Source organism: Blastococcus sp. SYSU DS0510 (genome assembly GCF_054050835.1).
Map to the genome: position 1 here is coordinate 1 of NZ_JBJHAC010000004.1, position 23,910 is coordinate 23,910.

General features: G+C 68.7%; 22 protein-coding genes. 12 read left to right on the top strand and 10 right to left on the bottom strand.

All coding sequences use genetic code 11. The features are described from left to right. A partial coding sequence (locus ACI79P_RS04450; protein ID WP_456579568.1) for an integrase core domain-containing protein occupies positions 1 to 115 on the top strand: 115 nt, incomplete at its 5' end. Between the two features lie 618 nt (positions 116 to 733). Here the strand turns inward: ACI79P_RS04450 and ACI79P_RS04455 are convergent. Next, positions 734 to 1,045 carry a DUF3303 domain-containing protein gene (locus ACI79P_RS04455; RefSeq protein ID WP_456579819.1) on the bottom strand — a complete coding sequence of 104 codons (312 nt, stop codon included), beginning with the start codon at positions 1,043 to 1,045 and terminating at the stop codon, positions 734 to 736. A 217-nt stretch (positions 1,046 to 1,262) separates the two neighbouring features. Here ACI79P_RS04455 and ACI79P_RS04460 point away from each other — a divergent pair, with 217 nt between their 5' ends. Continuing rightward, positions 1,263 to 2,045 (top strand): thioesterase family protein, encoded by a 783-nt coding sequence (locus tag ACI79P_RS04460; protein WP_456579820.1) that lies wholly within the window; start codon positions 1,263 to 1,265, stop codon positions 2,043 to 2,045. A gap of 49 nt (positions 2,046 to 2,094) precedes the next feature. Here the strand turns inward: ACI79P_RS04460 and ACI79P_RS04465 are convergent, their stop codons facing one another. Beyond that, complete coding sequence (locus ACI79P_RS04465) at positions 2,095 to 3,192, bottom strand: NUDIX hydrolase (protein WP_456579821.1); 1,098 nt, start codon at positions 3,190 to 3,192, stop codon at positions 2,095 to 2,097. A gap of 150 nt (positions 3,193 to 3,342) precedes the next feature. Here ACI79P_RS04465 and ACI79P_RS04470 point away from each other — a divergent pair, with 150 nt between their 5' ends. The 4 genes from ACI79P_RS04470 (at position 3,343) to ACI79P_RS04485 (ending at position 8,314) form a co-directional block, all read left to right on the top strand. Beyond that, entirely contained in the window at positions 3,343 to 4,185 is an 843-nt protein-coding gene (locus ACI79P_RS04470) for an ARPP-1 family domain-containing protein (protein ID WP_456579822.1), read from the top strand. Further along, entirely contained in the window at positions 4,186 to 5,589 is a 1,404-nt protein-coding gene (locus tag ACI79P_RS04475) for an ADP-ribosylglycohydrolase family protein (RefSeq protein WP_456579823.1), read from the top strand. Positions 5,590 to 5,598: 9 nt separating this feature from the next. Then, the gene (locus tag ACI79P_RS04480; protein WP_456579824.1) at positions 5,599 to 6,435 is read left to right on the top strand and encodes a hypothetical protein; all 837 of its coding nucleotides are present in this window, start codon (positions 5,599 to 5,601) and stop codon (positions 6,433 to 6,435) included. Positions 6,436 to 6,547: 112 nt separating this feature from the next. Beyond that, positions 6,548 to 8,314 carry an HD domain-containing protein gene (locus ACI79P_RS04485; protein ID WP_456579825.1) on the top strand — a complete coding sequence of 589 codons (1,767 nt, stop codon included), beginning with the start codon at positions 6,548 to 6,550 and terminating at the stop codon, positions 8,312 to 8,314. Between the two features lie 217 nt (positions 8,315 to 8,531). Here the strand turns inward: ACI79P_RS04485 and ACI79P_RS04490 are convergent, their stop codons facing one another. Beyond that, positions 8,532 to 8,786: a DUF7662 domain-containing protein gene (locus tag ACI79P_RS04490; RefSeq protein ID WP_456579826.1), complete on the bottom strand. Its 255-nt coding sequence runs from the start codon at positions 8,784 to 8,786 to the stop codon at positions 8,532 to 8,534. A 326-nt stretch (positions 8,787 to 9,112) separates the two neighbouring features. On the opposite strand from ACI79P_RS04490, the gene ACI79P_RS04495 reads away from it, so the two are divergent. Then, the gene (locus tag ACI79P_RS04495; protein WP_456580046.1) at positions 9,113 to 9,427 is read left to right on the top strand and encodes an HD domain-containing protein; all 315 of its coding nucleotides are present in this window, start codon (positions 9,113 to 9,115) and stop codon (positions 9,425 to 9,427) included. A 291-nt stretch (positions 9,428 to 9,718) separates the two neighbouring features. On the opposite strand, the gene ACI79P_RS04500 is transcribed toward ACI79P_RS04495, so the two are convergent. The 3 genes from ACI79P_RS04500 to ACI79P_RS04510 form a co-directional block, all read right to left on the bottom strand. Beyond that, entirely contained in the window at positions 9,719 to 11,314 is a 1,596-nt protein-coding gene (locus ACI79P_RS04500; protein WP_456579827.1) for an SIR2 family protein, read from the bottom strand. 821 nt (positions 11,315 to 12,135) lie between these two features. Next, on the bottom strand, positions 12,136 to 12,570 hold the full coding sequence (locus ACI79P_RS04505) for a hypothetical protein (protein ID WP_456579828.1): 435 nt from the start codon (positions 12,568 to 12,570) through the stop codon (positions 12,136 to 12,138). Next, positions 12,567 to 13,538 (bottom strand): hypothetical protein, encoded by a 972-nt coding sequence (locus tag ACI79P_RS04510; RefSeq protein ID WP_456579829.1) that lies wholly within the window; start codon positions 13,536 to 13,538, stop codon positions 12,567 to 12,569. The genes ACI79P_RS04505 and ACI79P_RS04510 overlap by 4 nt, the downstream gene beginning before the upstream one ends. 289 nt (positions 13,539 to 13,827) lie before the next feature. Here ACI79P_RS04510 and ACI79P_RS04515 point away from each other — a divergent pair, with 289 nt between their 5' ends. Then, positions 13,828 to 16,938 carry a DUF3427 domain-containing protein gene (locus tag ACI79P_RS04515; protein ID WP_456579830.1) on the top strand — a complete coding sequence of 1,037 codons (3,111 nt, stop codon included), beginning with the start codon at positions 13,828 to 13,830 and terminating at the stop codon, positions 16,936 to 16,938. A gap of 86 nt (positions 16,939 to 17,024) precedes the next feature. On the opposite strand, the gene ACI79P_RS04520 is transcribed toward ACI79P_RS04515, so the two are convergent. The 4 genes from ACI79P_RS04520 to queC all read right to left on the bottom strand — a co-directional run bounded on the left by ACI79P_RS04520 (position 17,025) and on the right by queC (position 19,334). Then, a complete protein-coding gene (locus tag ACI79P_RS04520) occupies positions 17,025 to 17,567 on the bottom strand; it encodes a VUT family protein (protein WP_456579831.1) in 543 nt (180 codons plus the stop codon). Between the two features lie 86 nt (positions 17,568 to 17,653). Further along, positions 17,654 to 18,016, bottom strand: a complete 363-nt coding sequence (gene queD, locus ACI79P_RS04525; RefSeq protein ID WP_456579832.1) for a 6-carboxytetrahydropterin synthase QueD — start codon at positions 18,014 to 18,016, stop codon at positions 17,654 to 17,656. Continuing rightward, a complete protein-coding gene (gene queE, locus ACI79P_RS04530) occupies positions 18,013 to 18,645 on the bottom strand; it encodes a 7-carboxy-7-deazaguanine synthase (RefSeq protein WP_456579833.1) in 633 nt (210 codons plus the stop codon). The genes queD and queE overlap by 4 nt, the downstream gene beginning before the upstream one ends. Further along, on the bottom strand, positions 18,642 to 19,334 hold the full coding sequence (queC, locus tag ACI79P_RS04535) for a 7-cyano-7-deazaguanine synthase QueC (protein ID WP_456579834.1): 693 nt from the start codon (positions 19,332 to 19,334) through the stop codon (positions 18,642 to 18,644). The genes queE and queC overlap by 4 nt, the downstream gene beginning before the upstream one ends. Positions 19,335 to 19,449: 115 nt before the next feature. On the opposite strand from queC, the gene ACI79P_RS04540 reads away from it, so the two are divergent. From ACI79P_RS04540 to dbpB (ACI79P_RS04555), 4 genes are read left to right on the top strand one after another with little or no spacing between them, the layout of a single operon-like run. Next, positions 19,450 to 20,367 (top strand): hypothetical protein, encoded by a 918-nt coding sequence (locus ACI79P_RS04540; RefSeq protein WP_456579835.1) that lies wholly within the window; start codon positions 19,450 to 19,452, stop codon positions 20,365 to 20,367. Beyond that, a complete protein-coding gene (gene dbpB, locus ACI79P_RS04545; protein WP_456579836.1) occupies positions 20,364 to 21,506 on the top strand; it encodes a DGQHR domain-containing protein DpdB in 1,143 nt (380 codons plus the stop codon). The genes ACI79P_RS04540 and dbpB (ACI79P_RS04545) overlap by 4 nt, the downstream gene beginning before the upstream one ends. Beyond that, positions 21,503 to 22,735 carry a tRNA-guanine transglycosylase DpdA gene (gene dpdA / locus ACI79P_RS04550; protein ID WP_456579837.1) on the top strand — a complete coding sequence of 411 codons (1,233 nt, stop codon included), beginning with the start codon at positions 21,503 to 21,505 and terminating at the stop codon, positions 22,733 to 22,735. The genes dbpB (ACI79P_RS04545) and dpdA overlap by 4 nt, the downstream gene beginning before the upstream one ends. Continuing rightward, positions 22,735 to 23,838, top strand: coding sequence for a DGQHR domain-containing protein DpdB (dbpB, locus tag ACI79P_RS04555; RefSeq protein ID WP_456579838.1), 1,104 nt, complete (start codon positions 22,735 to 22,737; stop codon positions 23,836 to 23,838). The genes dpdA and dbpB (ACI79P_RS04555) overlap by 1 nt, the downstream gene beginning before the upstream one ends. Positions 23,839 to 23,910 lie beyond the last annotated feature (72 nt).

Below are 23,910 nucleotides of genomic sequence, written 5' to 3' on the forward strand. Positions count from 1 at the left end.
CAGCAACGATGAGCGCGCTGCCGCCCTTGCCCCGTGGATCGAGGACTACAACACTCGACGCCGTCACAGCGCACTCGGCGGCAAGCCCCCGATCAGCCGTCTGGCACCAACCTGATGGCCGGGTACATTCTAGGACGTCATCGCGGGTCAGCCGTGGCTCGTCGCCCATCAGCGGGCCGGGACGGTGCTGCCGCCAGGACGTCAGCGGGCGGGCCAGGACGAACCACGGGCCCTGCACACCGACCGCGAGCTGCGCCGGCTCGCCGCTGACGAACCACCGCACGCCATCCTGGCCGTCGACCGCGCTCTCGCGCCGCCACCCGGTACCCAGTGCCCGGACCAGGTCGGCATGCCCGACGTCCAGCAGCCCGGCCAGCTCGGCCTCATCGGCGGTGGGGTCGGACTCGCTCCCCCACGCCAGGTCGCAGCTGCGGCAGAGGAACGCCTCCATCTCCCCCGGCACGATGCAGCCGCCGAGCGCGACCTGCCCACGTTCCGCCTGCTCGAAGAGGTCACCTCCCGGCAGTCCGTAGACCACCGGGACCGAGTCCTCCCACCCACATCCAGGGCACACCCGCCCCGCCTGCACACCGACCGATCCGCCCATGCCGCTCCCTGGTCCGCGCCGTCCCCGCGACGGCAGGGCCGGACCATGACAGGCGGCACCGACAGCAACCGGCCCCCCGGCAGGCATCCGCCGCAGCGCCACCCGTTCGGGCGACGGCCGGGCGGCCTACGGCTGGGCGCCCCGCAGCGCGTCCCGCCACTCGATGCCGCGCGACTCGGCGGCGACGGCGTGCATCACGTCCATCACCGGCTCGACGGTGAAGGAGAAGGACGCGAAGGCGGTGGTCAGGTACTGCAGGTCGGCGGGTTGGTCGGTCTCGAGAACCGCATAGCCGCCGAACTCACCGACGCGGACGACGAACTGGTGGAACGTCAGGCTCGCCGGCATCTCCCACACGGAGAAGACCTCGAGGACCCGCTTCTGCGCTGCCTCGTACTCCGCGGCCGAGCCGGTCGGCCGCTCCCGCCAGGTGACCACGTACTTCGTCCGGACCTCCCCTCCGGCCCCGTGCGGAGAGCAGGGTGACGGCGGTGCACAGGCGGGACAAGGAGGACGACGACGCCGAGGGCACGGCGGGCGACTTCTCGACGGGTCGACACAGCGCGTCGCTGTTCCGGAACTCCTGGGCGGTGCAGACGAGACGGTTTTCAGCCCGTCACGGTGACCGCCTTGGCCTTCGGCCAGACTGCCGGTCATGGAGTTCGAGGCCTTCTACCTGCCGCTGGACGACAACCGCTTCGCGCCCACCCGGGCCACCGAGAGCCCGTGGGACTCCAGCGCCCAGCACGGCGGACCGCCGTCCGCTCTCCTGGCCCACCTGGCCACCGACGCCGCCCGGACGACTGGCATTGAGTCCCGCCCGGCGAGGATCAGCGTGGACTTCTTCGGCGCCATCCCCCGCCGCGAGCTGACCGTGGAGGTGTCCCCCGTCCGCCCGGGACGGCGGATCGACCTGACCGAGGCGGTGATGACCGTCGACGGCCGCACCGTCGCCGTCGCCCGCGTGTGGTCGCTCGCGGTCGGACCTACGCCGCCGGTGGTCACCGAGCTCAGCCCGCCTCCGGCCGTCCCCGACTCCTCGCCGCAGGAACTGTTCGGCCTGCCCGACTGGGGCTTCGGGCAGGCCATCGACTGGCGCTATACCGCCGGGTCACCGGAGGAGCCCGGGCCGGCCGACGTCTGGACCCGGGTGCGCGTCCCCCTGGTCGCCGGCCAGCCGCTCACCGGTTTCGACCGTGCGCTCATCGCCGCCGACGCCGCCAACGGCATTTCCGTGGAGCTACCCATCGACAGCTGGTGGTCCATCCCGCCCGGCATGACCACGCACCTGACCCGCGAACCGGATGGCGAGTGGGTGCACCTGGCCTGCCGCACGCGGATCGCCGCGGACGGCATCGGGCTGTGCCACGGCGAGCTGTCGGACGAGCGCGGCTCGATCGGCGAGGTCGCCCAGCCGCTGCTCGTCCAGGCCCGCTGACGAAGCACGGGCGTTGAGCCCGCGGCTCCGTGTCCGCCAGGCGCAGCGATCAGCGAGCGCCGGCGGCGCGCGCCAGTGCCCGCTCGAGCGCCTCCATCGCTGCCCGCCGCGCGACCGGATCGGCCAGGGCGGACGTCGGCATGTGCACGTGGTGCGTGGCCGCCGAGGTTTGCTCGAGCCGGCAGACCCGAAAGGCTGCGGCCACTTCGACCGCGTCGTCAGGGTCGAGGCCGATGGTCAGGGTCTGCGGTCTGGCGTAGGCAGCGACCCGTTCCTCCCCGAGCGGACGGACGGCCACGTAGTGCGGCATGACAGAGAGGCTGAGCGGCACCCGCCCGGCCACCTCGTCCACCAGCCTCTGGATGGGGGTGTCCACCTTGTGGCCGGTCAACGACCGAAAGGACCGCGCAGGCCCGGCGGCGTCCTCGCTCCGACCGGCCCGGTTGCGGTCCTTCCGCACCGGCCGGACGCCGAGCACCTCGGTCAGGTCGCCCCTGTCGGCGGAGCGTCGGTACAACTCCGCCGGCTTGCCCATGACCCCCGACCCCGGCTCCTTGCGAGCCGACTGCCCGGTCGGCTGGATGAGTCCTCTACCGACCATGTAGCGCCGGAAGGTGTCGATGGACGGCCGCGCCTCTCCCGGCCCGGGCTGCGGCGCCACGGCATCGTGCAGCGCCTGCAGGGCCCTGAGGGTGAACTGCTCCCCGAGCAGACCAGCCGGGTCCGGCTGCAACGCGTAGTCCTGGCGCACCCGGTCGACGGCGAGTCGCACGATCTCGTCGTGCCCGAAGGGCTGGCCCGCAGCGTCGTCCACCGGGACGACCCGGACGTCCGGGCGGCTCCTCAGCACCGGGTGGACGTCCTCCGAGAGCACGAGGACGACGTGTGCGACGGAGAGGACCCAGCCCCGGTCGTCACGATCCGGGTCGTCGAAGACGTGCAGTTGCTGCGGACGGGTTCCGCGGAGGCCGACCTTCTCCGCGAGCGAGCGGAGCACCGCGTCGGCCAGGGTCTCCCCCTCGTGCAGGAAGGTGCCCGGGAGCGCCCACTCCCCACCGTGCGCGCCGCCGTCGGAGCGCCGGTGCTGCAGGGCCCGGAGGGCGGACTCCGACACGTCGACCACCAGGACGGCGGTGTCGACCGCCACCGACGGTCGGGGGTAGTCCGTCAGCGTGCGACCTGAACTGTCCCGATGACGACGCTGCCTGTCCTGTTCGCTCACCCGGTTGACAGTAGCGGCATGTTTGCGGTTTAGTCACCTCGACCGCAAAAATGCCGCTATGTTGGAGGTGACGACATGCCCCATCCCGACACCCGGCTGCACGTCGGCCAGGGCACCACTCGCGGTCCGCTGACCGTCTTCCCGGTCTGGACGGATGCCCCGACGGCTCCCCGCCGGTACGTCACCGGAGCGGCCACGGCCGTCGACGTCGCCGAGCGCGCGGGGACCCCGGTGGTCGAAGAGCTGGTCGTCACCAACCGGAGCGATCGGCCGGTCCTGCTGCTCGCCGGTGAGCTGCTCGAGGGGGGCTGGCAGACCCGCGCCCTGGCCGCCACCACCCTGCTGGCGCCGGGGCAGCCGACCGTCCAGCCGGTGGTCTGCGTCGAGCAGGGCCGGTGGAGCGGCGGGACGACGCACGTGCGGCGAGCCCGACGGGCGCCGCTCGGTGTGCTGCGCGGCATGAGCTCCCAGCAGCAGGTGTGGAAGCGGGCGCGCGGCTACGCCGACGTGGCCGGCGAGTCGCCGACCGAGTCCCTCGCCGACCGGCTCGACTCCACCGCACCGAGGGTCCGGTCGTTGACCCGTGGCCTGCGCCCCCTGGCCGGCCAGCGCGGCCTCCTGATCGGCCTCGCGGGGCAGCCGGTGTGGCTGGAGGTGTTCGACAGCAGCCGCTCGCTGGCGGCACACTGGCCCGCCTTGCTGCACGCCGCGACCCTGGACTGCCTCGGCCGCCCGGAGGTCCGGACACCGGCCGCACGCGCGCGGTCCTTCGCCCAGCAGGCCGAGATCGCCCGGCTCTCACCGGCCGGGCCGGCGGGCCTCGGCACCCGGCTCCGCGGCGGCCGCTCCACGCACGTGGACGCTGTCCGCTGGAACGACCGCATCATCCACCTCTCCGCCATCGCCCAGGAGGCCTGAGTGACCCAGCGCATGCACCGCTCCCACCGCGTGGCCGGCGCGCTCGTCGGCTCCGCCGTCGGCGACGCCCTCGGCGCCCCGTTCGAGTTCGGACCGCCCGGGCAGTTCTCCACCCGCTTCCCGGTGCCGGCGCGCGGATCGAAGACGGAGATGTGCGGCGGGGGCTCGATCGGCTGGGCGCCGGGAGAGTTCACCGACGACACCCAGATGGCGCTGCTGGTGGGAGCCTCGCTGGTGGAGCGGGGCGGGCTCGACGAGGGGGACGCCTTCGACCGCTTCCGGGCCTGGGCGGCGGCCGGGCCCCCGGACATCGGCAACCAGACGCGCGCCGTCCTCGGCTCCGGCCGGGCCTGGGACGTCGCCGCAGCCGAGCACTTCGCCCGCTCCGGGCACGCGGCCGGCAACGGCTCGCTGATGCGGACGACGCCCGCCGCGATCCGGTTCTCCCGCGAGGGGCGCGAGGCGACTATGGACGCCGCCCGGCGGATCTCGGCGCTCACCCACGGCGACCCGTCGGCCGGCGAGGGTTGCGCGATCTTCCACGAGCTGATGCGCGTGGCGCTGGACGGGAGCGACCCGCTCGCGGCGATCCCCTCTGCGCTGGAGGCGGTGTTGCCCGAGCACCGTGAGCGGTGGACGACGGTGCTGGCGCCGGACTGGACGCCCGACCAGACCACCGAGTCGAACGGCGCGGTGTGGCCGACGCTCGGGCAGGCGGTGTGGGCGCTGCGGCACGGGCGGGACTTCGCCGAGGTGCTGCGGCTGGTCATCGACCTGGGTGGCGACACCGACACGGTGGCCTGCGTCGCCGGCGGGCTGGCCGGGGCGGTGTTCGGGATGGGCGCGATCCCGAGCCGGTGGGCGTCGGCGGTGCACGGCCGGGTGCCGGGCCACGGCGACAAGGTCTGGCGGCTTGCCGACCTGCAGCAGCTGGCGGCAGCCCTCGACGGCGGGGTGCAGCAGAACTACGACCCGGGCGTGATCCCGCGGTTCGGCCCGACCGAGGTGCTGCCCGGCATCTGGGCCGGCAACCTCGACGGCGCCCGGTACAGCGACGAGGACTTCGCCGTCATCTCGCTGTGCCGCCTCGGGGAGCCGTTCCCGCACCCGGTGCACCGGACGGCCTACATCGCCGACAACGAGCACAACGCCGACCTCGACGTCATGCTCGCCGACGTCCTCGACGACATGGCCGCGCTGCAGGAGGAGGGGCACCGGCTGCTGGTTCACTGCCACGGCGGCGCCTCCCGCACCGGGCTGGTGTTGCGTGGCTACCTGATCCGGGAGCAGGGCATGTCGGTCGAGGAGGCGACGGCGCACATCGCCGAGCGCTGGCCGTACCTCGGTCTCTGGAACGACAGCTTCACGACCGCGCTCGAGCGCCTCGCCGCGAAGACGAACTGAGGAGATTCCATGGCTCTGCCCACGTGCCCCGTCTGCGACAGCGGCGACCTCGACGGCGTCGAGAAGTTGCGCGACGGGCGACTCGTCGTCCGGTGCCTCGACTGTGACCACGAGTGGGTCCGCGGCGAGAAGCCGCTCAAGCCGACGCCTCCCGTCGCCGCTACCTACGAGAGCCTGAAGGCCAAGTTCCCCACCAAGGACGACGTCCCTGGAGAGGCGCAGCAGCGGGTGGATGCACTCGTCGCGCGGTTCCTTGCGGTGACCCCGAGTCCGGAATCGCACAATGCGCCGTACCGGGAGAAGTACCAGCAGATCTTCAGCGAGCAGGGCTTGAAGGAGGCCGCCCCGGAGGACCTCAAGGCCTTCGCGAACAACACCATCCTCGCGCACCCGGGCAACATGTCGGTCTTCAACGCCGCCTGGAACGAGATGGGCACGGCGAAGGCGGCCGACCGCGTGCGCGCGACGATCGAACACCTGCTCCGCGGCCCGGATGGAACCCGACTGGAAGACCGGTTCACCGACCTCGTCGAAGAGCGCAGAGGAGTCGGGATGACCGGCTTCAAGGAGTCGCTACTGACGCGCGTGCTGTGCATCGTCCACCCGGATCGATTTCTGCCGATCCTCAAGTACTCGACTCCCTCGGGTGGCAAGAAGGAGATCGCCGCTTCCGTCTTCGGCCTCGACCTGCCGGCGCGCGAGAAGGTGTCCTGGACCATCGGCCGGCTGATGACATGGAGCAACGACCTGCTGGTCAGCGTGCTCCCGCCCGGCCTCGTCGATCTCAGTCACGCCGCGGACTTCCTCTGGTGGGCGAAGGACCAGCCGGAGGTGGCAGCCCGATGACCGCCCTGGACATGGACGAGGTACGCCGCCAGGTCGCCGCCCGCGTCGCCGGATGGGAGAATGAGGACGTCGCCGTCCTCGTGGAGCAGACCGCCCGGCACCGCTGCACGCGATGATCAGCAGCGCGCACCCCTCGACCTACTACAACCAGTGGGTGAACCTGGACGACGACGGCACCGTTTACTTGCCGGCGCCGGACGACGGCTTCACCTCGGTGGGCGCGAAGGGCACCACGGCGGGTCAGGCGACCACGACCGAGGAGGCCGTGACGCTCGTCGTCCGCGAGGTGTCGGACGCGGTCCGCGTGCTCACGGAGCGCCAGGCTCAGCACCTGCAGTGGGCACGCCCCGCCGTCCAGCCGCCGGTGCCGGACGACGACCTGGCCGAGGCGTGCACGCTCTGGCAGGGCGGCCGGGACGTCGGCTCGTCCCCGGTACGCGCGGCGGCACGGGTGCTCAGCGGGGTCGACCACTACTTCCGCGCGGACTTCATCAGCGACTACAACCGCCAGGCCCGGACGACGCCGGAGGCGCTGGCCGCCGGCGTCGCGCTGCTGCGGGCGGTCAACGCGGCCCCGCACCGGGACGCCAACGGCTGGTCCGACGCCGTCGGGCTGCCCGCGGGTGGGTTCGCCGGTCGCGGCATCACGTCCAAGCCCGACGAGGACCCGCAGATCGAGTGGCGCCTGTCGACCGGCCGGATCGAGATGCCGCTGTGGGGCGTCTCCCTCTCCCCCGACGTCGCCGCCGGCTTCGGCACGCGGTTCCTGTTCGAGCTGGTGGGCGACTTCCCCGCCGTTCCGGCGTGGGTGCACTCGGGGGATCAAGGCTCACGAGCAGGAGCTGGTGACCGGCGGGCAGTTCCGGGTGCTGTCGCAGGAGGAGCGCGACGGGACCCCCACGTGCGACTGCAGTGGTTCGGCGCCAGTGGCGACCGGGTCGGCTCGGATCCGCTGCTGCTCGCCGTGCTGGGCGCCGTGCCCGGCGTGGTGCACCAGCGCCCTGACGCGAGCCGCCGACGCCGAGGAGCTCGAGCTGCGCCTGGGCCGCGATGCCTGGGCCACGGTCACCCGGGAACCGGGTTCGGACAGTGTGAAGGTCGTCCGCTACTGGGAGCTCGATCCCGGCTGGGACGACCGGGGCGACGACGAGTACAGCCGATGGGCCGCCATGCACGCGGCCTCACGGACGACGACGGTACCGGCGGAGATCGACGCGATCGTCGCCGCCGTCTTGAGAGGCAAGGAGAACGCATGACGACGCTGGAGGCTCGCGCTGAGATGGGTGCCGGGCCGCTGAGCGAGCGGTTCGACGAGGCGCTGATGTTCGCCGCGAGGCACCACCGGGAGCAGCTGCGGAAGGGCTCGCGGGTGCCGTACATGTCGCACCTGATGAGCGTCAGCGCGCTGGTGCTCGAGCACGGCGGCACCGAGGACCAGGCGATCGCGGCGCTGCTGCACGACGCGGTGGAGGACGCGCCGGCCGGTCAGGGCGGCGCGGTGCTCGCCGACATCCGGTCGCGCTTCGGCGGCGCCGTCGCCGACATGGTGGCCGCGTGCTCGGACGGGCTGGACGACTTGGGCGAGCGGCACGGGACCTGGCAGGAGCGCAAGCAGGCGTACGTCGACGGGCTGCCGCACAAGTCGCTCGATGCGCTGCTGGTGACGGCTGCGGACAAGACGCACAACGGCCTCTGCATCGCCGCCGACGTCCGCCGCTACGGGCAGCGGTTCTGGCCGACGTTCAACGCAAGCCCCGAGGAGCTGGTCTGGTACTACACGAGCGTCCGCGACGTGGTCGCGGAGCGACTGCCCGACACTTCCATCGCCCCCGCGCTCGACCGGGCGGTCGCCGAACTCGTAGCGGCCGCCGGAACCTAGAGACCGGCGTAACGGGCAACTCGTGGTCGTCAAGCTCTCGGCACCACAAGCCGTTCGACAGCGGCTTCGACTTGGACGCATTTGTTCCCGAGACGATGAGCGATGGCATTGCCGGGGCTTCGGTGAATTAAGCTCGAGTCGACTGCGGGCTGTATCGGTTTCGCACGCACCGACCTACCTCGGCCAGCGCGGTTCCATTTCGACGACTCACCAGTCGTCAGTCGAGCCGCCGGAAGGCGACCCGTTGTTGGCGAAAGCCGACCACCTCAACACGCCAGCCTGCGGCCTTCCACGCTTGCGCTTGGGCACTACTAGTTCCACTCCACCACTGCTTCTTCGTCAGGGCTGCCGGCGGCAACCCATCGACCAGGGCGTCGACCTCGGCGATAGGAAGGGCGATCATCTGCTCTCCTCCTGCAGCAGCGTCTCGCAGGTGCTCGAACAACCGCTGGTACTTGTCCTGTACTGCCACGTCGTCACTCCTGCCGTCTGCGCAACCAGTACATCCTCGCCCACGTCGACGGAAGCGCGTCATTTGCCAGGGCAACCTCGAAGGCGAACTACCTAGTGCCGCGGCTGCAACCATGGCCCCGCATCGGTGACTCAGCCGCGGTGGTTTGCGCCTGCGTGCCTGGATGGGACGGTTGGTCACGTCTGATTCTGCCTTCCCCGCAGGGGAGGCGAGATGTGTTCACGCCAGGCCCGAGTCATCGACAACGACGAGGGCAACGAACTGCCTAAGCACGTCCGCCGCTGCCACCCGCATACCCCTCGCCGGGGTGATTCGACGAGGCGCTGATCTTCGCGTCGCGGCACCACCGGAAGCAGTTGCGCAAGGGTTCGCGCGTGCCGTACATGTCGCACCTGATGGGCGTCAGCACGCTGGTGATGGAGCACGGCGGCACCGAAGACCAGGTGATCGCCGAGCCCGCTCCGGCCGGCCAGGGCGGGGCCGTGCTGGCGCAGATCCGGACCAAGTTCGGTGACGCGGTCGCCGACATCGGCGGGCGTGCTCGGATGGCCTGGACGCCGACGACAACCGGAGCGGCACGTGGGCCGAGCGGAAGCGCCCGTACGTGGCGGGTCTCGCCACCAAGCCTCTCGACGCGCTGATCGTGACGGCAGCGGACAAGACGCGCAACGGGCTCTGCATCGCCGCTGACGTCCGCCGGTCCGGGCAGGACTTCTGGTCAACGTTCAACGCGAGCCGCGACGAGTTGCTCTGGTACTACACAAGCGTCGAGCGGGGCCGTGGCGTCGCGGCTGCCGGGCAGCTCGACCGCCGACGCGCTACACCGAGCCGTCGACGAACTGGTCGCCGGGGCAGGCGTCCAACGAGAAGACATCCCTCTCGCGATGCCGATCTGATCGGAACGCACCAACCCGCTGGGTCGTGGCCCCCCTTCACGAGTCCGCCGAAGCCGAAGGAACTCCGAGGCGCGCCAGAGCATCCCGGGCCTCACGCCAGCCGCCGCTGCCCTCGCTCGAGAGCCTCTCCAGCTCCTCGGCAAGCGCGACGAAGCGCTCGGCTAGTTCCCTCTCGCGGGGCGTCGGCAACAGTTCGCGGTAGCGCGGGTCGAGAAGGTGCGTGGTCCGCGGCGTTGACAGCATGACCAGCCGGTCGAGGAAGATCTCGAGCCGGCGAGCCGCGTCGATCATGCGTCCGTCCTCGTCGCCGAGGTCGACGTAGCTGAATTCGGGGTCCCACAGCGCGGTTCGCAGTCCGTCCCCACCGAGGCTCAGGACAGTGCCGAGGTTCCGCGCCGGTCCGTCCCCTGCGGCGAGTTCGGAGACCTCGTGGATGAGTCGTATGACGTTGTCGTCGGTCATCGAGGCACCGACAACGAGCAGGTGACGCGTGAGCAGCGTCGTCTGGAGGACGCCACCCAGCGGTCGGCGCCAGGCGTCGTAACGGACGAAGGACCGCCGGTCGAGGACGATGGAATCCGGTTTCTCGACGTCCCCGTGCATCTTGAGCAGCCAGGACCTCCTCCCGCGCTGAGCGACGACCTCGGATGGATCCGTATCTGGGAGGACGACCAGCGGTTGCGACCCACGGATCTCGAGGACGGCGCGCTCGAAGAGCCGGTCGAAGTTGGTGGTGATGACCTGGTCCGCGTCCAGCGCAGCCAGAAGTGCGTGACTGAGCGCATAGCGCTCGTGGCCGGCGATCGCCTCGGCTACATACCGCCCGAGCACGTTTCCGCTGTCCGAGCCGTCTCCCCCTCGCTGCGCTCGCCTCCTGAGCAACTCTCCAGCGTCCAGAGGACCGAGATCCTTCAAGAGGGTCGGGTCCGGAAGCCCGACCCTCACGGCCAACCGCGCGAGGAGACCATCCCAGGACGGCAGGCCAGCGGCTATCCCGGTCCCTGCCCCCATGAAAACCGCCAGTTGCCCGTGGCGGGCCAACCGAGCGAGGCGCTGGACGTGCGCCTCTTGCGCCTCGTCGAATTCCCGGCCATGGCGCTCGGCCCGGAGCGCCTGGCATGCGGAGTAGTCCGACGGCCGCGCAGCGACCAGTACGACATCGATGCCCGATTCATCCGCCGCGCGTTGCGCCTCGTCGAGGAGCCCATGGATGACCTGGCCCCGCATACCGTCGAAACCGCCGCGCCCGACGCCCATGACCGGCATCGCCACCCGACGGGGTCGGCCGTCCACGACCGTGCCTCTGCCGTCATTAGCCACGGTGTCGAGAGCCTCGCGCACCCCGTCTAGCAGCCAGGACACCGGCACGCCGGAGTGGGCTCCCACGGCAACGACCCAGCGCCGCAGGCCGCCCGTCCCCGGTTGGTCCTGGGCGAGGAACACCCGGCGTCCGGGCGGGTAGTAGCCGACGTTGGAGTGCCGGACCCGCCCCTCCTCCTCGGTCCAGCCGAAGACCGGCCAGAAGTGCCGGCCGATGCCGGCGCCGCCATCGCTTGAGACGAGGATGTCGTCCGCGAGCAGCGCCTGGAGCGTTCCCGGGACGACGAAGACATGACCGGGCACGTCCGGCATCCTGGATCGCCACGACGCCCGGCGCCAACACGGCGTCACGTGTCTGCTCCGTCCACATCCGGCCAAGGCTCTACGGGCATCCCGCGAGCGCACGTCAGGGACGCTGCGCCTGCACGTACTCCAAGCAGCCGTCGACGCCTTCGGCGGGACCGTCAGCCACCAGGTCCTTCCACGACGTGCGCCACTCCCATGGCGGAGGGGGCAATAGAGACCACCAGGAGATGTCTGGGTCGAAGCGACGCCAGCGGCCCGTCCCCTCACCGCCGTGATAGGCGATTACCCCTCGGCCACTGAGGCGCCCCAACGTTCCAGCGATGTAACTGGACGCGGTGTACCGCGCGGGACCCAGGGCCGTGTGTCCCCACCGGCGAACCATGACGGCGAAGTCGTCCGGGCGACGCAGCGCGTACTCGCGCTCTACAAGTCCATACTCGAACCAGCCCTCACCGAGTTCCTTGAGTGCGAGGGGCAGTTCCGCGGCCAAATTCAACTCGTCCGCCAGCCCACCCAGTTCAGGCAGCCCCGGAGGCTCCGCCTGTTCGAGCCACTCCCACGGACCGTCCCCCGGATGCCCGCGTGACCGATCACAGCGGTAGGTGGTCGACCCGTTGGCCTGCCGGCTTCCGTGCACCCACTCGTCGGCGTGGAAGGGACAGATCTTCCCCATCGATCCTCCAGATTCGGCGGTGCCCGCGTCGGTCCCTTGCCGTCGTTTGTCGAGCAGCAGCGGAGCGGCGCGGCTGAGCTCATCGACGCGCCTGCTCCGCGTCGTGCCTCGCCCGCGGAGGGGCGCCCGACCCCAGCCCGGTCGCGCCCCCGCGTCAGAGCTCCCAGACGTGATCCGGGTCGTCGAGCGCCTTGCGCACCTGCGACAGATCACCGATGTCTGCAAGGGGCGAGGACTTCGCCAGGTCGACGATGCCCTGGAGGGCGGCCGTCGCCGCAGTTCCGTCGCCCTGCGTCATGGCCTCGTCGAGGTGTGCGAAGAGGCCGTCGATAGTCCGCGCACGCTCGGCGAAAACCTGGTCGAAGTACTGCTTGAGGAACGCGCCCGCTTCCTTGATGCGAGCAACCTCGACGGTGGCATACGCATCGATCCCGGCCCGCTTGGTGCGCTCCTCCTCCCGAGCACGCAAGACTTCGCGCGTTCCATCGACGAGCTTGTTGAAGGCCCCCAGCGCGTCCACGGCGCTCAGCGAGGACTTCGCTGCCCGCGGCAGGACCTCACCCTCCAATGCCTTCTTGTCTGCGGTCACTTCATCTCCTTGTACTTGAGGACCAGCCGGGTCGTGTCGGAATTAATCTGCCCGTGCTCGCCGATCAGCGGAACCGTGCACAGATCGCGCACCGCGAAGGTCAGTGCGAGTGCGCGCTGGAACTCGGTGGCGTGCTGTTCGGGGTTGAACTCGAGGCTCTCGAGAACGGTGAGCGCCTCCTGGGCTCGAGAGACGAGCCCGCCGAGCACTCCGCTCACCTCGTCGGTCCTCGTGTGGAGGACGTCCAGGGTGGCGCGGAAGGTCTTCTGCGCCTCCATCGCCACGGCGACCTGCGCCTCGCGCTTCTTGGCCCTGGTCATCGCCTTGTCGCCCTGCACGTTCAGGGTCAGGCCGCCGAGGAGCATGGTCGGACCGATCGTCACGACACCGAGCGCGGTGGTTCCCAGGGCGACGCCCCCGCCGCCTGCGGCCAGCGGTCCACCGCCCAGCCAGGCCATGGTGGCGCTCTGTGCCGCAGCGCCGGAGAGCGAACTGATCGCCGTTCCTGTCCCGGCCACCCCCATGACGCTCACGGCGGCGGGGATACCGGCGGATGCGCCCACGCCTGCCGCGGCGGCCATGCCGGCACCCTTGATCCAGCCGATGTCGGCGGTCAGGGCGCCGGCGAAGGCCTCGATGTCCTTCTGTTCCGCGCTGACACCGTCGAGCAACTGGGCAGCGCTCTCCTTGACCTGCCTGCGGTGGCGCTCGATGAAGGAGCCCATCCGCTTGACGACCAACTGACGCGCCTGCTCCTGCTCGCGCCCGTACGCCTGGATGCGCTCGTTCACCCTGTCAACGTGCTTCTGCGTCCTCGACGTCGACGCGTCGTAGCGCTTCTGAGATGCGGCCGCAAGGGACTGCGCTTCCTTGAGCTTCATGCCGCCCATCACGCCGGTGACCAAGCCACCGACACCGGTGGAGGTGCCGAGGCCGACAAGGACGAGGGGTATGAGGGGTAGAACCACCGCTGGGAACCTCCGAAATCAGGCTGATCGTCGCAGGACCGTAGCCGCGAGAAACTCATTCCTTGCGGTCCACCACGCCTCTCCGTGACAGATCGGGCGCAAGCGGTTGAAGCGAGATGCGTGCTTCTCGGCGGCGAGCATCGCCCCTGTTTCGTGCACCCGACTGTTGCGGTCCGACGCGGTCCACACCACGGGGGCGTCATGGCTCCGTACCAACGTGCTCACCGGTGTGGCGGTTCTGCTCGTGTCGTCGATAGCGGGCCGACATCGTCCCGTTACCGTCCGGGTCGTGGCGGACAGGCGTAGCGGTGTTTACGAGCACCTCCTCACGACCGAACTCGACGGCGACATCGCAGACCTGCCGCGCGAGCGGCTGCAGCTCGGCTCGCTGGAGCCGGCGGACGCGCAGGAAGCGCTCACTCGGCATCTCAGCCAGCTCGTCGGTCGGGCGCTGCGCCAAGTCGGCGGCAGCGATGCGGCGGGTATCGAGCGTCAGGTCCTGCTCGCGAACAAGTTGATCTCAACTCTGGGTGAGCTGGTGCCGGAGAGCATCGACCCGCGCACCGCCGTCGTCGCACCCGCTCAGCAACTCCTCGCCGTGGCAGAGCCGTCCGGCGTGCCGGACGCCGAGAGGTTCCCTGAGCGCCCAGCGGTTCCGCTCTCCACGAGCGCGCTGCTCGTCAACGGGCGCGGTCAGCCGCGCATCGGCTTCGAGGTCGTCCGTGAGCTCGCCTCGGCAGACCGCGCTGACCTGCTCTGCGCCTTCATCAAGTGGCACGGGCTGCGCGTGCTCGAGGACGCAATCACCCGCCTGCGAGAGCGCGGCGGGCGGCTGCGGGTCATCACCACCACCTACATGGGTGCGACGGACCAGCGGGCACTCGACCGCCTCGTCGAGCTCGGCGCTGACGTCAAGGTCTCTTACGAGACGCGGACGACGCGACTGCATGCGAAGGCATGGTTGTTCCACCGCGAGACCGGTCTGTCGACCGCGTACGTCGGGAGCTCCAACCTGTCCAAGTCTGCGCTCATCGATGGCCTGGAGTGGAACGTCCGGCTGTCCAACGTCGAGCAGTCCCACCTGCTGGAGACGTTCGCCGAGACCTTCGACAGCTACTGGGCTGACCCGTCCTTTGAGACCTACGAGCCCGACAGAGACGGCGACCGGCTCCGCCAGGCGCTGAACGCCGAGCGCGGCGGACCCAGCGACCTGCCCCTCGAGATCGCCGCGCTGGACGTCCGCCCCTTCCCGTACCAAATGGAGATCTTGGAGCGGCTCGACGCCGAGCGGACCGTGCACGACCGCTGGCGCAACCTCGTGGTCATGGCGACCGGTACCGGCAAGACTGTCGTGTCCGCGGTGGACTACCGGCGCCTGCAGTCAGCAGGCACCGTCGAGCGACTGCTGTTCGTGGCACACCGGGAGGAGTTGCTCAGCCAGAGCCTGTCGACTTTCCGTCAGGTGCTCCGCCATGGCGACTTCGGCGAGCTCTTCGTCGGGGGCCAGCGACCGCGGGAGTGGAAGCACGTCTTCGGCTCCGTGCAGTCGCTGAGCCAACTCGACCTGTCCGAGCTGGACCGGGACCACTTCGACATGGTCGTCGTCGACGAGTTTCACCACGCCGAGGCCGCCACCTACCGGCGCCTGCTCGAGCACCTCAAGCCCAAGGTGCTGCTTGGCCTCACCGCCACGCCGGAACGAACGGACGGCGCCGACGTCCGCTCCTGGTTCGACGGTCGCACGGCAGCTGAGCTCCGTCTTTGGGAAGCGCTCGAGCACGGGCTGCTCGCACCGTTCCAGTACTTCGGGATCCACGACGACGTGGCTCTCAGCCAGCTCCGCTGGCGCCGTGGTCGGGGTTACGACACCGCAGAGCTGACCAGCGTCTATACCGGCGACGACAAGCGCGTGCGGCTGATCTTGCAAGCAGTCACGGACAAGATCGCTGACCCAGGACGCATGCGCGCGCTGGGCTTTTGCGTGAGCGTTCAGCACGCCAAGTTCATGGCGGACAGGTTCGCGGCAGCAGGTATCCCAAGCCGGGCGGTGACGTCTACGTCCACCCGCGAGGAGCGCAAGGCTGCGCTTGACGCTCTCCGTGACCGGACGGTGAACGTGCTCTTTACCGTCGACCTGTTCAACGAGGGCCTGGATATCCCCACGGTGGACACAGTCCTGTTCCTCCGGCCCACGGAGAGCGCCACGGTGTTCCTCCAGCAATTGGGACGCGGTCTCCGACTGGCCGAGGACAAGCCTTGCCTGACGGTGCTCGACTTCATCGGCGGACAGCACCAAGACTTCCGTTTCGATCTGCGCTTCCGGGCCCTGACCGGAAGCTCCCGTCGCGGTGTGCAGCGCGATGTCGAGGCAGGTTTTCCCACTCTGCCGGCCGGGTGCCACATCGAACTGGACCGGGTGGCCCAGGAGATCGTGTTGACAAACATCAAGCAGTCCCTCGCCGTGTCGTGGAAAGGACTCGTCGCCGAGGCCACGCGAGAGCGGGCGCCGACTCTCCGCGAGTTCCTGGAGGACACTGGCGTCGAACTGGAGGACCTCTACCGCACGAGCGGTCGGAGCTGGCGAGACCTGCAGCGAGCAGCCGGTCACGTACAGGACACTCCCGGGTCCGACGACCGCCGACTCGCCGGTGCCTTCGCTCGCATGCTGCACATCGACGACCCCGAGCGCCTCCGCTTCATCCGCGACGTCGCCAAGTCTGGCGCCGGCGACGTGGCCGATGACGTCCGCACCCGTCGCCTCGCGGCAATGCTGCACTTCTCGCTGTTCGGTCAGCAGGAGCGGTTCGGCTCGATGGAGGCAAGCCTCGAGCGGTTTCTCGCCAATCCCGGCCGAGCCGACGAGTTGACTCAGCTGAGCGACGTGTTGGTGGACCGACTGCAGCGCGTGACCCCGAGCCTCGCTGAGGCCACCTCACGGCCCCTCCACCTTCACGCCCGCTACACCCAGGTGGAGGCGCTCGCGGCATTCGGCAGGGAGTCCCTCGCCAATGCCTTTGGCGCCGGCGTCTGGTGGATCCCCGAGGAGAACGCCGACCTCTTCTTCGTGACGCTCCAGAAGACGGAGTCCCACTATTCGCCGACAACGATGTACGCCGACCACGCCATCTCGCCGACGCTCTTCCAGTGGGAGTCGCAGAACACCACCCGACCCGGGACCGGCGTTGGCGGGCGCTACATCAACCACCGAGAACTTGGAAGTTCGGTTCACCTATTCCTGCGCGAGACGAAGGCCGCAGACGGCAACCTGGGTGCACCGCCGTACCTTTACGCCGGGCCGATGACTTATTTGTCGCACACCGGTGAGAGGCCAATGCGGATCCATTGGCGACTCGACCACGCCCTGCCGGCGGATGTCTTCCACGCGGCCAAGGTGGCGTGACCGACCAACGGTTCGATCTTCGGTGGTCGCACCGACAGGGTCGTGAGGACACCGTTACTCGCCCCTCCCGCCCTCTCAGATGACCGTCAGACAGTCGCGAACTGCTCGGGCGCCCGTGCACGGATTGTGCGCCCGACTCCCTCCATCACGAGAAGCACAGCCACGGTCAGGTAGACGGCCTTAACGAGAAACTGGCCACCGACGCTCGCCAACGTGACGGGAAAGCCCGCCAGCGGCAGGAAGACACAGGTGTCGACGAGCGCGCCCACTGCGTTGGAAGCGAAAAGAGCTCGACGCCAACCCGCCTTACGCAGGCGTCGCCAGACCAGCAGGTCCGCCAACTCCCCGAGGCCGAAGGCCACAGCAGAAGCAACGGCCAGGGCCGGCGAGGCGAGCACCGCCGAGAGCACGATGCCAGCGGCGATTGCGCCCAGGACCCAGCGGAGACCTCCGACGCGGTCCAAGGCGTCGCGCAGGCCGAGCGCGAGTCCAGCCGCGTAGGTGCCGGCGGGCACCAGGAGCCCGAAGCCTGCAGTGACTAGCCCGAACCTCGCCACCAACCAGTTGGCTACGACGACCGTGCTCAGGAGGGCGAAGGCCAAGGCGAAGGCCAGGAGGCGGCGGTTCATGTGGACCCCTTCCGAGGTGGCAGCTGGCGCAATGCACAGTGACAGGCGAGTACGACAGCTCGCCGTGACAGTCGGCGAGAGGTAGGTCAAACAGCCCCGCGGTAGATCACGCCGGAGTTCGGCGTCTCACTGACGCTCACGCTGTACAACTCGGGCAGCGTCGGGAGGAGTCGCTGCCACAACCACTGAGCGAGCAACTCACTGGTCGGGTTGTCGAGTCCAGGAACGTCGTTGAGAACCTTGTGATCGAGTTGCTGCTCGATCGGCCGAAAGGCTTCCTTGACGTCCCCGAAGTCTCGGACCCAGCCAGTCACTGGATCGACTTCACTGCGGAGGCGGACCTCAACGCTGTAGGTGTGCCCGTGCATGCCGCCGCACTTGTGCCCGGCTGGCACCTTCGGAAGATAGTGCGCAGCGTCGAAGGAGAACGTCCGCCAAATCTCGGTCATGGGATCCTCAGATATTTGTGAGTCTGCAAGCTGAGTGACCACTGCGGGTGCTCAAGGCAGTACTGAACGGCCCGCGCGGTGTTCTCTTCGCTCCGAGCGTCGTCCAGGGGTTGGATGCGGAAGGAAGCGAAGTCCAGGCCGGCGAAGGACTCGGGTGGCGCACCTGCCTGCGGGAAGACCAACTTGAGCTCGTCACCGCTGGTCAAGACCAGCGGTGCGCCAGCTTTCGGACTCACGCAGATCCAGTCCAGCCCCGCCGGGGCGGGCTGGGTTCCGTTGGTCTCGACGGCCACCTCGAACCCTCGACCGTGCAATGCATCGATCGCCGGTTCGTCGAGTTGAAGCAGTGGTTCTCCGCCCGTGCAGACCACGTACGGGCGGCCGCCCCCAGGCCAACGGGCCGCGACCGCGTCGGCAAGAGCGTCGGCCCCCCGGTACTTGCCACCACCCACGCCATCTACGCCGACGAAGTCCGTGTCGCAGAACTGACAGACGGCGCGCTGGCGATCCTTCTCCAGCCCGGTCCAGAGGTTGCACCGCGAGAAACGGCAGAAGACTGCGGGCCTGCCGGCGTGGGCACCCTCACCCTGGAGCGTGTAGAAGAGCTCCTTGACGAAGTACGTCCTCATCGGGAGCGATAAGGGGCGGGATCCGTCAGGCCCGCCTCGGCGAAGCCCTTGAGACGCAGCGAGCAAGAGTCGCACTCCCCGCAGGACCCGTGCTCATCGGCGCGATAGCAGCTGACCGTCGTGGAGTAGTCCACCGCCAGTCGTGTCCCCTCACGAACGATGTCCGCCTTCGTCATCTGCATGAGCGGCGCATGCACGGTGACGGTCTGACGTCCCTCGACGGCTGCGGCGGTCGCCAGGTTCGCCAGGCGCTCGAACGCCTCGATGAACTCGGGCCGACAGTCGGGGTAGCCGCTGTAGTCGAGCGCGTTGACGCCGATGAAGATGTCCTCGGCACCGATCACCTCGGCGAACGCCAGGGCGCAGGCCAGGAACACGGTGTTTCGGGCCGGGACGTAGGTCGAGGGGATGCCCTCGCCGATGTCGTCGTGGCTCCGTCCGACCGGCACGTCCATCGCGTCGTCGGTCAGCGAACTTCCGCCGAAGGCGTCCAGGCCAACATGAAGCACCTCGTGCCGCTTGACACCCATCGCAGTCGCAACCGCCCGGGCCGACGCTAGCTCGACTTCGTGCCGCTGCCCGTAGTCGAAGCTCAGCGCCGAAGGCTCGAAGCCCTGGTCCTTCGCCATCGCGAGAACTGTCGTCGAGTCGAGTCCTCCGCTGAGCAGGACCACCGCTGGCTTGCCCATGCACACCTCCTTGGTCGATCAGACCCTAGGCCGACAGCATGCCAAGACGTGCAGTTGACACGCCAGCTGAGGACGGATCGTCCACGATAACTGCAACTCCGGTAGGTTGACCTCCGTGCGACAACTGCAGCCTCATCGCGGCGGGAAGCGGCTGGCAGTTGTGGTCTCGTGCACGGCAACGAAGCGGCGACCGGCCACCAAGGACGCCATGGTGCGCCATCTGTCGCCTGGCCCCCTCAGAGTGCAGGAGTGGGCGAGCAAGCTCAACCGCCTGCCGGAAGAGCAGCGCCTCCCCTTGCGGACGTTGTACGGGGGGCCCATGTGGCAGTCCGCCCTGGAACTGGAGTCGCGAGCCGGCAGTCTCGGCTACACCGTCGATCTCTGGGTCGCCTCGGCGGGCCTTGGTTTGACACCGGCCGACCACCGAGCCCCTGCCTACGAGGCCAGCTTCTCGGCCGGTCCCGACCAGGTGGCCGAGGATCGGCTCGGACGACGGTCGTGGTGGAACGACTTGCGCGCGACCGACTTCCTCGGTCGCCCGACTGTCGATCTACGCGCCATCCGAGAGGAGGCCGACCAGGTCCTGCTGGCCCTGTCCCCCAACTACCTGGATCCGCTGCACGAGCAACTCGTGAGCCTGGCCGACGACGAGGGGGTCGAGGTCGTGTCGAGCCATCGGCCGACGAAGACGTCGCCCGTATCCAGCCAGGGTCTACGTCAACGTCTAGGTGGCACGCAGGTGACCTTGAATGCGCGCGCCGCCGCCAAGTACCTGGCGTTGGCCGGCGGCGCTCCCATCGGGAGCGCCTGCGCTCACGAGCGGTGGACGAACTGGGCGGAAGGCAACCGACTGCCCGAACCCGCTGCCCGGCCGGCGCTGACCGACGACGAGGTGCGGTCCTTCATCCGTCAGAGCCTGGCGATCCGCAAGGCATCCCGGACACCTTTGCTGACCGAACTGAGGCGGTCCGGATCGGCGTGTGAACAGTCCCGCTTCGCACGCCTCTATCGAGAAGTCGAGGAGGAGCAGTGACGGCTCCCGAGAATGTGCTCCAGCGCCGTGCCCTCTCTGTGCAACAGCCGTCCGGGACGCCCGTGTACCTGTTCACGGTGACCGCGGCGGAGTTACTCGAGGTTGCGGACATCAGTCGCATCTCGCGCGATGAGGAAGGTCAGTTGATCGGCTACCAGCGACCCGAGGTCCGTCGCCACGTCAACCAGATCGTTGACTACCTCGACGGCGATTCGGTGCTCTTCCCGCATGCTGTAATCCTCGCGCTCCCCTCGACCGTCAAGTTTCGGCAGAGCCGCGGGCCGGGGACGCACGACGGTCTGGCAGCTGCCGGGACTCTCGAGATCCCTCTGCCGAAGCGCGGCGAACCACGCCCTGGCTGGCTCGTCGATGGGCAGCAGCGGGCGCTCGCACTTGCTCGAACCAAGCGGCAGGACCTCCCGGTTCCGGTCACCGCGTTCATCGCCGACGACATCGAGGTGCAGCGAGACCAGTTCCTGCGCGTCAACAACGTGCAGCCACTCCCCCGCGGTCTCGTCACCGAACTACTGCCGGAGGTGTGGACGTCGCTGTCGCCCAAGATGAGCGCCAAGCGAATCCCCAGCGCCCTGGTAGACCTGCTCAACCGTCAGCCGGCTTCCCCGTTCCACGGGCTGATCAAGCGCGCGTCCACCCCGGAGAACGAGCGTCCGCAGGCCGTCGTCACGGACACCGTGCTCGTCAGCGCAATCGAGGAGAGCCTCAACTCCTCGGCCGGCGCGCTCTACCCCTACCGCAACATGGCAACGGCCGAGACCGACGTCGACGGCATCTACCGCCTCTTGCTCTGCTACTGGCGAGCTGTTCGCTCGGTGTTCCCAGAGGCCTGGGGCCTGCCACCGACCGAGTCACGGTTGATGCACGGCGCCGGCCTTCGGGCGATGGCGCGCCTCATGGATCGAGTCATGCTCACGGTCGACCCCGACCAGAAGGACGCCGAGGATCGCGTCCGGCGCGAACTCGCCAAGATCGCCCCGTTCTGTCGGTGGACCGCAGGAGAGTGGGATGAACTGGGCGTCGCGTGGGACGCCCTGCAGAACGTTCAGAAGGACATCCGCATGCTGAGCAACTATCTGGTGCGCCTCTACATCCAGCAGTCCCAGCGGACGGCATCAGCGTGAGGTTCTACTTCCCCGACAGCCAGGACCAGGTCAGCCCCTCCTACGACTTCGTGACCGAGGAGTACTCGCCGTACCGAGTTAGGCAGCGCGACGATCGGTATGCCCATGAAGTGCTGGACCCAGCACCGTACGACGGCATCCTGGTTAGCAAGGCCATGGTGGACGGAAGCACTCGCGGCGCGGGCAAGTATTCGGAACCGCAGCGCTCGCGCCTCTACCGCTACGGGGCAGACAACTTCTTCCGCCTACCGAAAGGGTCACACACCCTCGGTGATTGCGGCGCGTTCAACTACGTCAACGAACCGGTGCCGCCGTACAGCGTCGCCGAAGTCGCCGACTTCTACCAGGGGGTTGGCTTCGAGGCGGGAGTTTCCGTAGACCACGTGGTGCTGGCCTACGACAAGCGCCTGGATCTCAACAACGGACACGAAGACTGGCGCGAGCGCCGCCTCATCTCACTGCGCTACGCCGAGGACTTTCTGGACGAGTGCCTCCAGCGCGGAAAACCGTTCGAACCGGTCGGCGCCGCGCAAGGTTGGGACCCGACAAGCTATGCCGACAGCGTCGATCAGTTGCAGTCGATGGGCTATACCCGCATCGCCCTCGGCGGCATGGTCCCCCTCAAGACACCCGACATCCTGGCGTCCCTGGAAGCCGTCGCCGAGATTCGCAAGCCCAACGTCGAACTGCATCTGCTCGGCATCAGCCGCCTGGACGCGATGCCTGGTTTTTCGGATTACGGAGTCACGAGCTTCGACAGCACCGCGCCCTTCCGCCAAGCGTTCATGGATGACCGCGACAACTACCAGGTCCCGAACGGCGAACACTACGTCGCCATCAGGGTCCCCCAGGTCGACGCCAACCCATCCGTCAAGCGGCGAGTGTTGGCCGGCCAACTGGACCAGCGTGAGTGCCTCAAGGCCGAACGAGACTGCCTCGAAAGCCTTCGCGCTGCCGGTGAAGACCCTCGACACAACGACGAGGCCCTCGCAGCGCTCGCGGTGTACGAAGGCCTACTCGCGGTCAAGCGCAGCTATCTCGGCGAGTACCGGCGCACGCTGCTGGACCGCCCCTGGGAGAACTGCGAGTGCAGCCTCTGCCGGAAGCACGGCATCCAGATCGCGATCTTCCGCGGCACCGAACGAAACAAGAGCCGCGGCTTCCACAACCTCGCCGTCCTGGGCGACCGGGTCCGCGCGCTCTCCGAGACAACAAAGGAAACTGACTGATGGCCGATCGTTATGAGCTGCGCCTCCCTTGCCTCCGCGTCATGCAGGGCGAACGCGAGCTCTACTCCTTCGCCGTCGATGGCAAGCAGTTGGGCCGCTTCGCCGCGGTCGCGCGCGTAGGACGAGACGAGGACGCCAGCCTCCAGGGGTACCAGCGGCCCGAGGTCCTAAAGCATATCCGCGGAATCCAGAGGTACCTGGAGAAGCCGGGCGCTCTGCTCCCCAACGCCATCGTCGTGGCCTTCGACGATCGGGTGCGCTTCGAGCCCATAACCTGCGATGCGCCCGAGGTCGGCTACTCCGCCGCAGGCACGCTCGTGGTGCCTATCGACGAGGCGCAGGCAGACGGCGACAAGCCGGGTTGGATCGTGGACGGGCAGCAGCGCACCGCGGCAATCCGGGAGGCCAAGGTCGACGAGTTCCCGGTGTGCGTCGTGTCGTTCATCGCCAGCGAGGAGGAGCAACGGGCGCAGTTCATCCTCGTCAATAACAGCCGTCCGCTGCCCAAGGGCCTCATTCACGAACTCCTCCCGGCCACCCAGGACGAACTCCCCCTGCCCCTGATGCGTCGACGACTCGCGGCGCAGGTCATGTATCGACTCAATGTCGACCCCGACTCGCCCTTCGCCGGACTCATCGCCACTCCGACGCAACCGGACGGCGTTATCAAGGACAACGCAGTGCTGCGGATGGTCGAAAACAGCATCTATAACGGGGCGCTGTACGCGTACCGGCATGCCGATACGGGGGACGGCGACGTCGCCAAGATGCTCACGCACCTGATCACTTACTGGGCGACGGTCAAGGCGACCTTCCCGACGGCTTGGGGGCTTCCGCCGCGACGATCACGCCTCTCGCACGGCGCGGGCATTGCTGCGCTTGGCTATCTCATGGACCACCTGACGGAAGGTGTCCCCCTGAGAGATGTTGGCCAGGCATGCGCCCCCATCAACCGACTCAGCGATGCGCCGTGGTCCACTGGGGAGTGGGAGTTCCCTACGGGTCCCCGTCGGTGGAATCAGATCCAGAACACGCCGAATGACATCCGCCTGTTGACGAATCACCTCATCAACCTGGTCGGTTCGCCTGCTCAAGGCAGCTAGACAATCGTCATCACGGGACTGAGCCAACGAAGGAGTAAATGAGGTACTGAGCCATCGAACGGGTACACTCAG

Bases quoted from the DNA above. Each gene is read 5' to 3' on its own strand.
- ACI79P_RS04460 (WP_456579820.1), top strand. From the start codon at position 1,263: ATGGAGTTCGAGGCCTTCTACCTGCCGCTGGACGACAACCGCTTCGCG.
- ACI79P_RS04470 (WP_456579822.1), top strand. From the start codon at position 3,343: ATGCCCCATCCCGACACCCGGCTGCACGTCGGCCAGGGCACCACTCGC.
- ACI79P_RS04480 (WP_456579824.1), top strand. From the start codon at position 5,599: ATGGCTCTGCCCACGTGCCCCGTCTGCGACAGCGGCGACCTCGACGGC.
- ACI79P_RS04485 (WP_456579825.1), top strand. From the start codon at position 6,548: ATGATCAGCAGCGCGCACCCCTCGACCTACTACAACCAGTGGGTGAAC.
- ACI79P_RS04500 (WP_456579827.1), bottom strand. From the start codon at position 11,314: ATGCCGGACGTGCCCGGTCATGTCTTCGTCGTCCCGGGAACGCTCCAG.
- ACI79P_RS04520 (WP_456579831.1), bottom strand. From the start codon at position 17,567: ATGAACCGCCGCCTCCTGGCCTTCGCCTTGGCCTTCGCCCTCCTGAGC.
- queD (WP_456579832.1), bottom strand. From the start codon at position 18,016: ATGACCGAGATTTGGCGGACGTTCTCCTTCGACGCTGCGCACTATCTT.
- queE (WP_456579833.1), bottom strand. From the start codon at position 18,645: ATGAGGACGTACTTCGTCAAGGAGCTCTTCTACACGCTCCAGGGTGAG.
- queC (WP_456579834.1), bottom strand. From the start codon at position 19,334: ATGGGCAAGCCAGCGGTGGTCCTGCTCAGCGGAGGACTCGACTCGACG.
- dbpB (WP_456579838.1), top strand. From the start codon at position 22,735: ATGGCCGATCGTTATGAGCTGCGCCTCCCTTGCCTCCGCGTCATGCAG.